Source organism: Ruegeria sp. EL01, from assembly GCF_900313035.1.
Lineage (GTDB): Bacteria > Pseudomonadota > Alphaproteobacteria > Rhodobacterales > Rhodobacteraceae > Ruegeria.
Genome location: NZ_OMPS01000004.1, coordinates 174,887 through 188,349, shown reverse-complemented (window position 1 = coordinate 188,349; position 13,463 = coordinate 174,887). Strand labels below are relative to the sequence as shown.

The 13,463-nt window shown below is 54.5% G+C and carries 10 protein-coding genes and 1 pseudogene; 4 read left to right on the top strand and 7 right to left on the bottom strand.

Going from position 1 to position 13,463, the window contains the following annotated elements; translation table 11 throughout:
* The first annotated feature begins 165 nt into the window (after positions 1 to 165).
* The 3 genes from D9K61_RS04015 to D9K61_RS04000 all read left to right on the top strand — a co-directional run bounded on the left by D9K61_RS04015 (position 166) and on the right by D9K61_RS04000 (position 4,981).
* Positions 166 to 1,839, top strand: coding sequence for a ShlB/FhaC/HecB family hemolysin secretion/activation protein (locus tag D9K61_RS04015; RefSeq protein ID WP_120631955.1), 1,674 nt, complete (start codon positions 166 to 168; stop codon positions 1,837 to 1,839).
* Between the two features lie 2,276 nt (positions 1,840 to 4,115).
* On the top strand, positions 4,116 to 4,640 hold the full coding sequence (locus tag D9K61_RS04005; protein WP_120631953.1) for a DUF4142 domain-containing protein: 525 nt from the start codon (positions 4,116 to 4,118) through the stop codon (positions 4,638 to 4,640).
* The gene (locus tag D9K61_RS04000; protein WP_120631952.1) at positions 4,640 to 4,981 is read left to right on the top strand and encodes a plastocyanin/azurin family copper-binding protein; all 342 of its coding nucleotides are present in this window, start codon (positions 4,640 to 4,642) and stop codon (positions 4,979 to 4,981) included. The genes D9K61_RS04005 and D9K61_RS04000 overlap by 1 nt, the downstream gene beginning before the upstream one ends.
* 528 nt (positions 4,982 to 5,509) lie before the next feature.
* Here D9K61_RS04000 and D9K61_RS03995 read toward each other — a convergent pair.
* Both D9K61_RS03995 and D9K61_RS03990 read right to left on the bottom strand, forming a co-directional pair.
* A pseudogene (locus tag D9K61_RS03995) lies at positions 5,510 to 5,712 on the bottom strand (transposase); the annotation flags it as partial.
* A gap of 137 nt (positions 5,713 to 5,849) precedes the next feature.
* Positions 5,850 to 6,281 carry an Lrp/AsnC family transcriptional regulator gene (locus D9K61_RS03990; RefSeq protein WP_120631951.1) on the bottom strand — a complete coding sequence of 144 codons (432 nt, stop codon included), beginning with the start codon at positions 6,279 to 6,281 and terminating at the stop codon, positions 5,850 to 5,852.
* Positions 6,282 to 6,442: 161 nt separating this feature from the next.
* On the opposite strand from D9K61_RS03990, the gene nhaC reads away from it, so the two are divergent.
* Positions 6,443 to 7,879, top strand: coding sequence for a Na+/H+ antiporter NhaC (nhaC, locus tag D9K61_RS03985; RefSeq protein WP_120631950.1), 1,437 nt, complete (start codon positions 6,443 to 6,445; stop codon positions 7,877 to 7,879).
* 425 nt (positions 7,880 to 8,304) lie between these two features.
* Here nhaC and D9K61_RS03980 read toward each other — a convergent pair whose 3' ends face one another.
* From D9K61_RS03980 to D9K61_RS03960, 5 genes are all read right to left on the bottom strand, one after another.
* On the bottom strand, positions 8,305 to 9,372 hold the full coding sequence (locus tag D9K61_RS03980) for a siderophore-interacting protein (RefSeq protein ID WP_120631949.1): 1,068 nt from the start codon (positions 9,370 to 9,372) through the stop codon (positions 8,305 to 8,307).
* 222 nt (positions 9,373 to 9,594) lie between these two features.
* Positions 9,595 to 10,557, bottom strand: a complete 963-nt coding sequence (locus tag D9K61_RS03975; RefSeq protein WP_120632101.1) for an ABC transporter substrate-binding protein — start codon at positions 10,555 to 10,557, stop codon at positions 9,595 to 9,597.
* Between the two features lie 10 nt (positions 10,558 to 10,567).
* Entirely contained in the window at positions 10,568 to 11,620 is a 1,053-nt protein-coding gene (locus D9K61_RS03970) for an iron ABC transporter permease (RefSeq protein WP_120631948.1), read from the bottom strand.
* The gene (locus D9K61_RS03965) at positions 11,617 to 12,666 is read right to left on the bottom strand and encodes an iron ABC transporter permease (protein ID WP_120631947.1); all 1,050 of its coding nucleotides are present in this window, start codon (positions 12,664 to 12,666) and stop codon (positions 11,617 to 11,619) included. Before D9K61_RS03965 ends, D9K61_RS03970 begins: the two co-directional genes overlap by 4 nt.
* Complete coding sequence (locus tag D9K61_RS03960; RefSeq protein ID WP_120631946.1) at positions 12,663 to 13,445, bottom strand: ABC transporter ATP-binding protein; 783 nt, start codon at positions 13,443 to 13,445, stop codon at positions 12,663 to 12,665. The genes D9K61_RS03965 and D9K61_RS03960 overlap by 4 nt, the downstream gene beginning before the upstream one ends.
* Positions 13,446 to 13,463 lie beyond the last annotated feature (18 nt).

Sequence of the window (13,463 nt, the reverse complement as noted above, 5' to 3'; positions counted from 1 at the left end):
ACGTAGAAAATACTTTGTTCATGTACCGTTCATGTTGAGTAATAAACCTGAATAATTATTCAACCTACTGAAAACATGAATAAATACAGCATCATGATGCACACCTGAAAGCACAGAATTGCGTTTTTCAGTCTCGATTTCGCTCGTGTTGCATCGAAGTAAAGAATGCCTTCCCCGACGTCATGCGCCGAGATTGCATCGCCTTTTTTGATTCCAAATTTTTTCATACAAAATTCTGGAAAACATGGGTTAGGATGTTTTTCAACCCGCATAGTCGCCCAAAGGTTGTCTGAAATGCGTTCACTTAATTCTATTGTGCTAACAATTTTATTCTCGGTCTCGGTTGCCCTGTTTGCTCCAACCCTCTCTTCGGCGCAAATTTGGAATATAACGTCAAAGCCCACCGTTCGTGGTGTCACTGTTTATGATGTGGATGAGCTTTTGACATATGCCGGACAGCTGGCACACAACCGCTCTGGCCGCATCTCAGCTAACGAGGTTGCAGCGACGATCAGCCAAATCTATCGGGAAGACGGATATTTTCTGGCCGAAGCCTGGGTCGGCTCCAATGGGCAAAGCATCGTCGTGGATGAAGGACGCATCCAGACTATCGATATTGAAGGCGTCGACATCCGAACCTTCAAAACACTTGAGGGAATATTCTCACCTCTGACCAGAGTTTCACCAATCACACTCGGGCGTTTTGAGCGCGCCGTTATGTTGGCCGATGACATTCCGGATCTGGAATTGTCAACAGAAATAGACTTTCCAGACGGTGCCGGAGCGAGGTTGAGAGTTCTTGGTGAACCGCTACGCAAACAAGCCGGTAGTGCCACGTTGGACAACCCTCCTCGCGAACTTGGCGAAGCCTTGAGTTTCTACGTCGTTCAGGAGTTCTACTCGACGTTGACCGTAGGGGATTTGTTTCGTTTCGAAGGGTCAGGCGCTTACAATTGGGACAACGATGATGAGCACTCGTTATGGGGTGCATTGACCTACCGTGTACCACTCAACAGCAACGGTCTGTATGGTGAGATTTTCTATGGCAACATCAACGCCCGCAGGGACATCTCCGGTGATTTTGCTAGAACAGATATCGACGGCGAAAACCTAACACTCGCTTTAGGATATCCTGTTCTTCGGGACGTCGAACGGTACGGATATCTATTGCTTGATTATAGGCTGTCCAAAGCAGACTCCGTCAGCGGCGGGCAACCACTTTCAAGTGATGCCAGCGTCCTGGGACTAACCTACTTGTACGGCCAGAGCTTTTCTGATGGCTGTGTGTTGGAGGCAGGGCTGACTTTGTCGTTTGGTGACAATGACAACGACACAAACGTCGCGAACTTCGATGACGGAGAGTCCTCGTTCTGGCATCTTCGCGGCGGCATAGGTTACGAAAGCCCTCTAACCGCGTTATCTCCCAATAGCGCCTGGCGAACTGAGATTTGGGGTCAGTTTACTACCGATCGCCTGCCTTCTGTCGAAGAATACTTCCTTGGTGATCGATACGCTCTGCGCGGCTACCGATTTGATGAAGTGGATGGCGACTCTGGAATTTCTGCAACCTTCGAAGTGTCTCATTCATATTTCCCAAGTTCCAGCAGCGTTCATCGCCTAACACCCTTTGCCTTCATTGACGTCGGCTATGTTTCGAACAATGACCCAGCCAGTTTCGAGGTCGATAACGCGACATTGGCATCTGCCGGCGTCGGCCTAGACGTGGATTTCAAGCGAAACGTTTTCCTGTCGGGCTATGTTGGGGTTCCGCTCAGGGACGGGCCTTTGACCAGTGCAGGCGATCCCGGTGCTTACCTGGCATTAACAACAAGTTGGTGAGGAAGTCATGAAACTGAACACCGTCGTTTTTGTGTCCGTGGCATGTCTGGTCGCCGAGTTGGCAGCCACGCCCGTGATCGCCCGAGGAAATCACTATGGATGGTGCCGGGGTGTTGGAAACCCTCACCAATCCGGTCAAGGCTGCGGACAAGCCGGAGGGCAAGGACCAAATAACCAGGTCAACGGTCCAACACAACCAACTGCAAACCAACTGCCACCAAAAGGTACGCAGCAAACGCCCTCGTCTGTAACGGTTCCAGTCCTCGCGCCAGGCGCGGTCCCCAACGCGATCCCGGGTCAAGTTCCCATAGCAATCCCGATTGCGATCCCGGGTCAGGTCCCCTCGCCGGTGACAAGTCCCACCGCAACGCCAACGTTGTCGCCGACTGCGACGCCAAACCAAACTCCGGTTGCTGTTCCAGGGCAAGTCCCACCGCAACTTACCGGTCCGACGATAACGCCGCCTCTTGTGCCGACTGCAAAACCCAATCAAGTTCCAGTTGCGGTTCCCGGTCAGATCCCACCGCAAGCCACTGGGCCAACGATAACACCACCACTTGTGCCAACCGCAGTACCCAATCAGGTCCCCGTTGCAGTTCCCGGGCAAATCCCTTCTTTGACCAACCAACCCACTGCAACTCACGTCGCGGTTCCCGGACATCCAAATCCTCAGGGCGTCGTAACTATTCTGAGGCCAAAGCCGAGGCCGCCTCATGGGACGGTATTACAACCCGCCGCTGCCCAAGTGACTCATCATCAAACTCACCAGTCGAGCTCCAGAAAGCTTGACCATGTTGCGGCAACTCCAGGCCGGCATGAAGCTCATGATCTGCCCAGGTTCGGCAATCCCGATGACAATGAAAAATGGGAATGCGTTGCCAGCGGTTTTGGGCAACGTCGAATGGACGCCGGTCGCGGCGTACTAGTGAACAGTGGTGCTCTGCGGCATCTGGGAAATGTCGACGCAATGGCCCGGGATGTTCCAGCACGGCATCCAAAGCACTCCGGATGTGTTATTTCGATCAAAAGAAAGCGACAATAGTCCGAGTGAATCCGGTTTTCAGATTTCCTGCCATATCTACATGTCTGCGCTTCGTGATCTTCACGTCGTTTGCCCGAAAACTACTTGGCACGAAGACAGAACAGTAATGTAGCGGTTACCTGCAGGTGACCGTTTGAAGAGGTGCGACGCGTCAAACTCGTACCCCCTCGTCGAAATCGTGAACCCCATTTCAAGACGCGCCGCTCCTTTCCATTACACAAAGCACTGGTTGGAATTGTGTCGGTTTTGTTGAAACGTGCGTCGTTTCTGGTTGACGTCGCGGTAACTTTAACAAGCGGCTTTGACGATAATTCAGGAAACGTGGGGCGGCACGCCACACTCATAACCCCCTCGAAAACCAGTTCAAAAACTGTACGTACTAAAATCAGGACGTGCCACCCACGCGGAATGTATTACATTGCGGCGAAATTGTGTCCACTATTCTTTGTGAAATTATCTGTTGCCATTTTGGAAACGAACCGTTTCGCTGAAATTCAACCTACTAAGGGGTACCCCCAATTACGCGGATCACCACCGGGTGTTAGAAGTCAGTCAACGGAACATGAACACCACTTCATGTACACCTTGTTGAGGGGCTGGCAATGACCCCCTCGTCCAGCCCCTCTCGTTCACTTAGAAAGTGCTGCACATGGATGGCGCTCGCGGTGGCCATGACCCCGGCAAGGCAAATCCAGCGTAGAAACATGGCTTCTTCTTTCTCTATGGGACGCCGCTAGTCGGCATCGATAGGTTGAAAGAACGCCGTGAATTAAGTCAATACATGCCAGATTCCCCCAAGTAACGCAGATCGTTCACGATTTCGAATGAACGGAATTACCGGTTTTTCTGAATTCTACCGGTGGCTGCCCAGCCTCTTTCATGAATGCGCGAGTGAAAGCAGAACCATGAGCATTGCCCGCTCTTTCGCCGACATCGGCATCAGATTCTGAAACTGAACCGTAAATGAGTTTGGTTTCACTTTGTGGTTCGTTCCCGGCGCATACGAGGACGCCTCAGTGCTTGGTGAACGAAGTACGGAAGTACAACCTCCCGCAACTCGACAGGTTTGTGAGCATATCGCTCAGAAGATCAAGCATGCCACTATAATAGCCCCACAGCGCATCTGTACACACATCTGAACGACCTGCACGAAACTTGGAACGATCACGCATATATCGGATGTCTTGGTTGGCGTTACTTCTGGTGCATCGAAACACACTTTGGAGTTCCTAAGATGAAGAAACTGATTTCCGCTCTTGCCTTGACGTTGGCCATGACCAGCACACAGGCAACGGCTCAGGATGTCGCTGATATGAGCGATCTTGAATATGCTCACATCGCCTATACTGCCGATAACATCGACATTCGGTATGCCTATCTGGCATTGGCGCTGTCCACAAACCCCGGCATCCACGAATTTGCCAACACGATGATCCGCGATCATACTGCGGTGAACGAAGCTGCATTAGGATTGCTGGACAAGTTAGGTGCGACCGCGCAAGACAATGCGTTTAGCCAAACCCTCAACGCAAATGCGGAAAAGATTATCGACGGCTTCGTTAAACTGCGTGGCGCCCAATTCGATGTCGCCTACGCTGCCAATGAATTGGCCTATCACCAGGCCGTGAATGATCTTGTTGAAAATACGATGATCCCCAACATCGACAATGCGGAAGTGAAGGCACTGTTCCAGCAAGGTCTTGAAATTTTCAAGGCGCACGAAGGACACGCCGAAATGATGGTCGAGGCGCTGCAGTGATGGAAAAATCTCTATCACGCCGTAAGGTTATCTGTGCGGTGGCTGCATCAGCTGTCGCCTTGACCACCACGCCGCTTCGGGCCCGTGAGCCAATCGTGCATGACGTTGCAATCAAGGCCTTCACGTTTGAGCCGGGATTGGTGCAGGTTCAAGTTGGTGATACGGTCCGCTGGACAAACAATGACCTCGCCCCGCACACGGCCACCGCTGACGCGTTTGGGTGGGACACCGAGGAAATCACCAAAGGTGAAGTCGGAGAAATTGCTGTCACCGAAGATATGGAAACATCATATTTCTGCGCCTTCCATCCGCACATGAAAGGCTTAATCGAGATCTTGTAACTCTGAAAACACCGGAGACCCACAATGAAAACGAGCTCTCTCGCCATTCTCATGTGTGCATTCTTGACGCCTTCGTTTGCACTGAGTTGCCCAGCTGCTCAAACCGGTCAAGATGAGCAGCACCATCTCTCTTCCGAGTTGCATGCAGCACCAAACGACGTGTAAGGCCGGGCCATCGCCGGATAACTATGGGGAGTTTGGATTTCGGCCCCGATGAAACGTTGCAACGGTTGATGGACGTAGGGCGCGAACGGAACGGGATCGCCGACTATGAAATGGCTGAGACGCTGTTTGACAAACTTATCGGGTACTGGCCGCACGATGGGGAGGGTTGGAACCCGCGGGGTTCATCCATTATCTGCGACAGGACGACGGGAACGCGCTCGAAGACTTCTCAGCCACATCGAAACTTGAACCGCGCCACTTCGGTGCCCTCGAGGTCGGGCCAGAATTCTCATCAGCAAGGGACGCTTTAAGATCGACCACATCGCATTGCGGAAGGTTTTGGCCATAGTCCTTGGTCGAGGCCCCCTTGTCGCTCCAACGGTTGTACAGGGTCTTGTGTGGGCCGTAATCCTTGGGCGCATCCCGCCATCGCAAGCCATTGTGTTCGATGAACATAATTCTGTTCAGAACACACCCGTCATCGGCGTTGGACCTACCTTGAGACTTCGGAAATAGGGCTCAAGCCGCGCCATTTGCGCGTCGCTCAGCCAGAAAAGATCAGACATGCCATCACTCGTTTTTCGAACGATGAATCAGGCCACACAGCAGAAATCAATGAGTCCTGGCCCTAGCGGCCACGAGGAATCGGCCAGCCCCTATCTTCGCTCGATAGAAGACAAGGTTGAATGCAATGCCTCGGCACTCAAACATTAGTGTTCATTTGAGTGGCCAACAGAAGGTTCGTCTCACTATCTCTGACCCCTTGGATACGGCGAATTTGACCCAGTACAATGTCCAGCTCTTCCAGAGTTTCGGTTCCTGTCTCGACAATTAAGTCCCATTTCCCGTTCGTGGCGTGGATAGCACTGACAGCGGGAAAGCCGCGTAACGTCCGCTTGATCCGCTCGGTTCCTGCCCCTTCGATCCCCAACATCGTCATGCCCCTGATCGGGATTTTCTGAGTATCATCTTTCAGAGAAATGGTGAAGCCAAGGATCACACCGGATTTGACAAGCCGTTCCATGCGAGAACGAACCGTCACGCGGGACAGTCCCGTGATTGATGCCAAAGCGGAAAGCGAGATGCGAGAATTCCGCCGCAACTCAGAAATGATCAAACTATCCGTTTTATCCATAATTAAAGAATAGACCTTCCATATGTATAAATTGCTCTCTTTTTGTGCAAAAAATACTCTAAAAACAGATCAAAACAAACAATATTTGAAAGCAGGATGCTTCATCGCAAAGTTGTGACGCGATTTTTGGGGCAGTAGCTCGACCATAGGGAGTACCATTTATGAAAACGGACATACCAGAAGGCGCGCGCATGCCGCACTTTTGGGAGGCGATGGTATCGCTTTTCTCACTTGTCGTCGGAATTAGTATTTCGATCGTCATTTACGGTCTCGATCCGCACATTCCAATGCTGCTTGGCGTTCTCGTCGCCTCATTGGTTGCACTTCGATGCGGCTTTAGCTGGCAAAACATTCAAAATGGCATGGTGCGCGGAATTACCAATGCGCTTCCTGCCACAATCATTCTGATCATAGTTGGCATTCTGATCGGAATCTGGATACTTGGGGGCGTTGTGCCAACCCTGATTTACTATGGTTTGACGATCCTTTCGCCATCGATCTTCTTGCCGGTAACAGTCGTGATCTGTGCTATGACATCGCTCGCGACGGGAACCAGCTGGGGAACAACAGGAACCATTGGCGTGGCATTGATGGGCGTCGGTGCGGGCTTGGGCTTTCCTCTGCCACTCGTCGCGGGTGCGGTTCTATCAGGAGCGTATTTCGGCGATAAAATGTCACCGCTCTCCGATACTACCAACATGGCACCAGCATTAGCGGGAACGGATCTGTTCACGCATATAAAGCACATGTCTTACACTACAGGCGTTTCGATCACATTGACCCTGATCATCGAGATTGTTCTGGGTCTGTCCTACAGCGGTGGTGAAGGTAATGTCGAAAGGATTTCGACAATACTCTCCGTGCTGAATGAAAACTACACGATCAATATTGCGATGATCTTGCCGCCCCTGATCGTCTTGTTTGTGTCGTATCGCAAGATGCCTGCAATCCCCGGGATCACACTGGGTGTTATTGCAGGCGCAATACTGGCTGTCGGATTGCAGGGGGCTGATTATGGTGCACTAGCCAATGCAGCTTTCGGTGGTTTTAAGGCCTCTACCGGCAATGAAGATGTCGATAGTCTTCTGACGCGCGGTGGTATGGATTCAATGATGTACACCATCAGCCTGGTCATCGTGGCAATGATGTTTGGCGGCGTTATGGAGCGCACCAACCAACTTAAAGCCATCGCAGACAAAATCCTGTCAAAAGTCAATTCTGATGGTGGCTTGATCGCCTCAACCGTTTTCACGGGTATCGGCGCGAACATGGTTTTGTGCGATCAGTACATGGCAATCGTTATGGGGGCACGCACCTATGCGCAAGCCTATAGCGACCGAGGATTGGCACCCGAGAACCTGTCTCGCGCGGTGGAAGATTCCGCTACGGTGACGGCGAACCTAGTCCCCTGGAATTCCGGCGGTGCCTATCAAGCGGCGACGCTAGGTGTGGCAACTCTGGCCTACCTGCCATTTGCGTTCTTTTGCTGGCTATCGCCGCTTGTCACTCTCCTATTCGGGTTCATGGGGTGGACAATCTGGAAAAAAGAGCCCGAGCAAGTCAAACCGGACGCAAAAGACCCCGTACCTGCAGAGTAGCAGGTACTTATACAACAATAACAGCAACGTTTTGCGTAGGTGGGGGGCCGCATAATCTGCGTCCCCCACGATCATTCAAGCGAAGCCGTACCTCCGCAGGCCATCATCTAGATTAGAGGATTTCAATACGGGCATTCGTTCGCGTTGCAGCATTCGACAGTTAGGTGCTTGCCGCCGCCATGCGGTGTCGCGGCGACAGATGATCGTTAGGCATTTCGTCACCTGCCGTTGGCAACAATTGCTAAACCGACTCCAAGCTGTTCGGAAGCCTGTCATTTGCGGGAACCAACCCTGGACCGCGTGCCACGCGTTCTCAAACAGGGGTGGTTCCGGGTTTTCTGTCGAGTGCTCGCTCAAAGCCATTCAGAGATGGAATCATAACGCTGAAATTGCGGAAACCGTCGCAACGATGCTTGAAACCACTTTCAGGCAGCGCCCAAAGCCCAATACGCCTGAATGTAGGATGTCACCGGATCGCCCTGACGCGCCTTGTAAACTGCCCGTACACGGGCAACGTCGGCTTTTTCACCGGCAAACCAGAAGAAATGGTCTGATTGTTTGGCCTGTTCGTCCAATGCGATTTGCACCAAGTCATCTTGGCCCCGAAACAGACGAATGAGCGTTACACCGGGTGGTGTTTCAAAGCGATAGGCATCGTCGCCAACTTTGTCTGACAGGACCAGAACCTGTCCCTGCGCATTTTCCGGCAAGTTACCCAAAATCCGAGCAATCGCCGGAAAGGCTGTTTCATCACCGCACAACAGAATTTTCCGGCTTTCTAATACGCCACCGCCCAGCGGCCCGAGGAGTGCAAATCGCGTGCCTGCCTTCAAGTTCTGCGCCCACTCCGTCACGCGCCCGCCTTCATGGATGAACACATCAAAATCAAAATTCCCGGCAGATTGATCAAGGTGCTTTATGGTGTACACAGGCTTGTGCAGGGCCTTGTCACCCTGTGGCCATCGAGTAGAGCCGTTTTCGGCCAACACCGGCCACGCTGGCGTTGCAATTCCTTGTGGCGGCAAGAGCAGGCGGAAATGGATCGAGTCGTTGGAAAACCCGGTCAGGTCCGACATGTTCGCCCGAACCCGCAGAAAGTTGGCTGCCGGTACGGCGACGTTTTGAACTGTGGCAAAATGAAAGTTGGGCGGCGGCCCGTCGGCCGTCACCTGCTCGGATTGCCCGGCCCCTGACCATCTGAGCGCACCGATCTGTTCCGGCACAAGTTCTGTCAGGCGGGCCAACAGGCGTTCCCGGATCACGTGCAGCTTCTCGGGGCGCGAGGCGTGCAGTGCCGCCAGCGTACCAGATGGCTGAGGTCTGAAGCTGCACAAGCCATAGGCCAATTGAACGACCAGCACCTGCGCATCATCCTGCTGCACCGGTAAATCCCATCTTGCGGCATCGCCCAGCATAAGATCACGGACAGCCGCAAACTCGAGCCCAGGCACAAATGTTTGTGTGTTCAGCGGATAGTCAGGTCGGCGCAGCATGTGAATCCTCAAAGCTTGGGCCGGACCATCCTTATCTTGTCAATGGCTCGCCCGGAGCGAGGCGATTCCCAGTCGAATGTCCATCCGGCTTGATTTTTGGTGATAGCTGCCCGGACCTCGTGGTGTCAGATCCGATCCTGGCTGGGGGCGTTTGAAGCACCCGTATACCGCATCGGTAGAACTGAGCGCACGCCAAGTCAACCGCTTGATTGAACACAGAGATCACTCTTGCGCACTAAGCCAATCAGAGATCGCCGTTAGCGTGTGTTCTGCGCTGGCAACTGTTGGGCTGGTGACCTGTGCCGGATCAAGATACAGGATGCGCCCTTCCCGCGCAGGTTTCATGAACCGATCCCAGCCCGGTGCAATTCGATCAAGCCGGGCGCGTACTGCGGCTTCGCCCTGAGCGGTATCCATATAGCTGTTCATTAGCACCAGTAGTGCGGGATCGAGTTGCATAAATAGTTCCGCACTGATCGGAGCAGCAAAGTTCGACCCCGGAGCATTTGAAACGCTGCCCTCGATATCTTCCCGCTTCAGCCCCAAATCCTCAAGCGCCTGAACCATCCCCGATGTGTTTCCCACCAGATTGATCTGGTCGTGAACGATCACGGCCAAAAATCTGTTACCGGGCAGCGCATTGGTCACTTCATCCGTCAATGTGTCGACCCGGGCCTCATATGGTGCTTTGCGGGCCTCAAGGGCCTTTTCACGCTTCAACAGACCGGCAAGGTCGGATTCAACCTCGAACCCCCGCACACGCCCAGAACCGGTGTTCTGCAAGTACACCGGAGCGATGGTTGACAGCAAATCAGCCTGTGCCGCATCATATTCAGTGCCGATGATCAGATCGGGTTCAAGCGCCCGCAACCGCTCGATGTTGATGTTACCAAAGGGGCCGATTCCCCGTGGCAGAGCCGACTGGGCACCATCACCTAGAGTGGCGCGAGTAAAATCGACGGCACTAAGCAACTCGCCTGCATCGCCACGACCATAGGCACCAATAATTTCGACACCCAGGTCCATCAATGGAATACCCAACAGTGGTTCATGCAACACGACAATCCGGCGCGGGGTGTCAGGGATGTTCACGGATCGCCCGGTGTCGTCAGTGACGGGTCTGGCACTGGCAGGAACGGCGATTGCAATGGACAAGCAAAAAGTCAGAAGGCGAGCAAGGGGCATCATGGTATTCTCAAGATTGCAAAAGGATTCGTAGCATTCGAAGACGCAGCGTGATGACAAAAAGAGGTACGCCCAGCAATGTCAGCGCAAGCCCCAGCGGAATGGTCGTCTCCGTTGCCCCTGTGCGCACGATCAGGTCCGCCAGCAGCACCAGCCAACCTCCCATAAGGCCTGACAGGATTAACCGTGCGCGACCCGTCGCGGCCGAGAGGAACTGCGCCAGATGGGGCGCCATCACACCCAGAAACACAATGGGTCCTACCGCTGACACCGCCGTGGATGTCAGCAATACAGCTGCAAGCAACAACACCGGTTTGACCCGTGTAAGGTTCAGCCCGATCGCCGTGGCACGATCGTCTCCCAGATCCAGCGGGCGCAGAATTGGTGCGCCAAACACGAGGATCGGAAAGCTCAACGCGGCCCATGGGGACAGACCCAAAACCTGCGGCCAGTTAGAAAGGTACAGCGATCCGGCTAGCCAGGTCGACACCGCCATGGATATCTCGGTAGGCGTATAAAGAACCAGCAGAGCGGTTATCGCACTCAGCACCGTATCCAAAGCAATTCCCATAAGCAGGATGGCCAGCCCGTCCGCAACATTTCCGCCCAGCAGCAGCCTGAGGATCACCAACAGCAGCAGCCCGCCGACCAAACCCGCAACAGGTATCAGGGCTGCGGGTGCGGTGGGCAGAAAAAGCAACAGAACCATGATTGTGATCATCGATCCCTGACTAAGTCCCAGCAGACCGGGGTCCGCCAGCGGGTTCTGGGTCAACGACTGCAGCATAGCCCCTGCAATGGCCAAACACCAACCCGCCATCAGGCCAAGCAGCAGACGCGGAAGGCGCCCGTACATCAATGCAAATCTTTGCTCCTCGCTCAACTCACCAGAGATAAGATCGCTCAGCCCGACTGGGGTATTGCCAGAGGTTATCGACCAGAGCGCGGTTGCCAAAATCGCCAATGCCAGACCAAAGCCGGCCGCCAGATTACCCAGACGCAGGTCCAGCCCGCCCTCAAAACGCAACACCGGACGGGTATCGAGAGCACGGGTCAGCCTCATGTCAGCCGCCCTGCCCGGCCACTCAGGTAGTGCTGTCTTATGATGGCCACGAAGAACAAGCCGCCTAGCAAGTCCATGACCACGCCAGTGTGCAACGTATAAGGCTGGAATGCCATTCGCGCCGTCAGATCCGCCATCAGGCATAGCCCAGCCCCAATCAACGTCGACCCCAGCAACAGCGGCCCCACCGCCGCGCCCAGCAGAGGGCGCGCAATATGAGGCACAACAAGCCCGATGAACCCCACCGGTCCACACACAGCAACCGCTGATGCCGCAGCGAAGACCGAGACCAACATCGCAACCCGCGAGACCAGCGGCACATTAACCCCGGTCGAGCTCGCTTTGTCAGCCCCTAGAAGTATGAGGTTCAGCGACCGCGAAAGAAGCAAAAGAACACCACAGCAGATTACGCCGATCCACCAGAAGGCCGCCAACCGGTCCGCGTAAACATGGTTGATATTGCCTGAGGCCCAGCCCAGCAGATCGCTGCGGCGCTGCGGGTCAGATAGCAGGATGGCCTGCGTCACACCGCTGAGAAGCATCGCCACCAGCGCGCCAGCCAAAATCAGGGAAAACCCGCGCGGATCCTGTGCCATCCCGGCAAGTCGCGCCACCGTCAGCGCCAGAACCGCCCCGAATACGCCACCCGCCAGGGCAGTTATCCCCTGTGCAACAAGGTTTTCAGGACTCAAAAGCTGCGGCCATAGCGCCGCACCCAGCACAACAAGCAGCGTAGCGCCCGCGTTGACACCCAGCGTCGCCGGTGACGTCAGTGGATTGCGCATCAGCGATTGCAACACGACGCCCGCACAGGCCATCATCGCTCCGGTATAAATAGCGATCAGCGCTCGTGGTATCCGTTGGAACCATAGAAGAAAGTGATCCAACTGATCCGGGTCGAATTCATACAGGGCGCCAACCAACGTGTCCGGGGCAATCCAGCGCGCGCCCAGAGACAGGTTCAGACCCAGTGCCAGCAAAAGACCCCCGGCCCCCAGCATCAAACCCAGGCGCTGCCGCCGCAGAACGCCTTCACCGTAGTTCATGCGGTCAGTTCCGTCGGGTATGGCAGGCAAACGAGACGCCCATTGCGATCGAAAATCTCGGCCTCCATGCCGAATGTCTTTGTCACGTTGCCTACCGTGATGGTTTCGCGTACAGGTCCTGCCGCCTCGATACCCCCGTCGCGCATCAAAACCACCTCATCTGCGAAGCTGGCTGTCAGGTTGAGATCGTGCAAAACGCAAATCACGGTCTTGCCCTTCTGCCGCGTAAGCCGCGCAACGAGATTGAGGACCGAGTACTGATAGGCAATATCCAGATGATTGACCGGCTCATCCATCAGAATCAAATCGGCATCCTGAGCGAGAACCATTGCGATCCAGGCACGCTGACGCTGACCACCCGACAGCGTGTTCAACGGTCGGTGCGCCATGTCCAGAAGACCGACAGTCTCAAGCGCGTCACGAAATATCTGCCGGTCCGACGCGCTGGGGCCGCGCATCAGTCGGCTGCGGGAAAAGGACGACAGTTCGATCAACTCGCCCAGTGTCATGTAGTCAGGGCAGTGATTGTCCTGCGGCAAATAAGCGACCCGGCGCGCCAGACTGCGGCGGCCTATAGTAGAGACAGGTCGCTGATCCAGCCGGGCCTCGCCCTGTTGCATCGGCAACAGACCCATTAGCGCACGCAGCAAGGTAGACTTTCCGCATCCGTTTGGACCCACAAGCGCTGTGAACCGCCCATCAGAAAACCGGTGCGAAACGTCGCGCACACACAGATTTTTGCCGTAGGATACAGAAACGTTACACAGCTCCAACACCATGCGGCCCTCGCTCTTTGG

What these genes read in the sequence shown, in the direction of transcription:
- D9K61_RS04015 (WP_120631955.1), top strand. Translation starts at nt 166, where the DNA reads ATGCCTTCCCCGACGTCATGCGCCGAGATTGCATCGCCTTTTTTGATT.
- D9K61_RS04005 (WP_120631953.1), top strand. Translation starts at nt 4,116, where the DNA reads ATGAAGAAACTGATTTCCGCTCTTGCCTTGACGTTGGCCATGACCAGC.
- D9K61_RS04000 (WP_120631952.1), top strand. Translation starts at nt 4,640, where the DNA reads ATGGAAAAATCTCTATCACGCCGTAAGGTTATCTGTGCGGTGGCTGCA.
- D9K61_RS03990 (WP_120631951.1), bottom strand. Translation starts at nt 6,281, where the DNA reads ATGGATAAAACGGATAGTTTGATCATTTCTGAGTTGCGGCGGAATTCT.
- nhaC (WP_120631950.1), top strand. Translation starts at nt 6,443, where the DNA reads ATGAAAACGGACATACCAGAAGGCGCGCGCATGCCGCACTTTTGGGAG.
- D9K61_RS03980 (WP_120631949.1), bottom strand. Translation starts at nt 9,372, where the DNA reads ATGCTGCGCCGACCTGACTATCCGCTGAACACACAAACATTTGTGCCT.
- D9K61_RS03975 (WP_120632101.1), bottom strand. Translation starts at nt 10,557, where the DNA reads ATGCCCCTTGCTCGCCTTCTGACTTTTTGCTTGTCCATTGCAATCGCC.
- D9K61_RS03970 (WP_120631948.1), bottom strand. Translation starts at nt 11,620, where the DNA reads ATGAGGCTGACCCGTGCTCTCGATACCCGTCCGGTGTTGCGTTTTGAG.
- D9K61_RS03965 (WP_120631947.1), bottom strand. Translation starts at nt 12,666, where the DNA reads ATGAACTACGGTGAAGGCGTTCTGCGGCGGCAGCGCCTGGGTTTGATG.
- D9K61_RS03960 (WP_120631946.1), bottom strand. Translation starts at nt 13,445, where the DNA reads ATGGTGTTGGAGCTGTGTAACGTTTCTGTATCCTACGGCAAAAATCTG.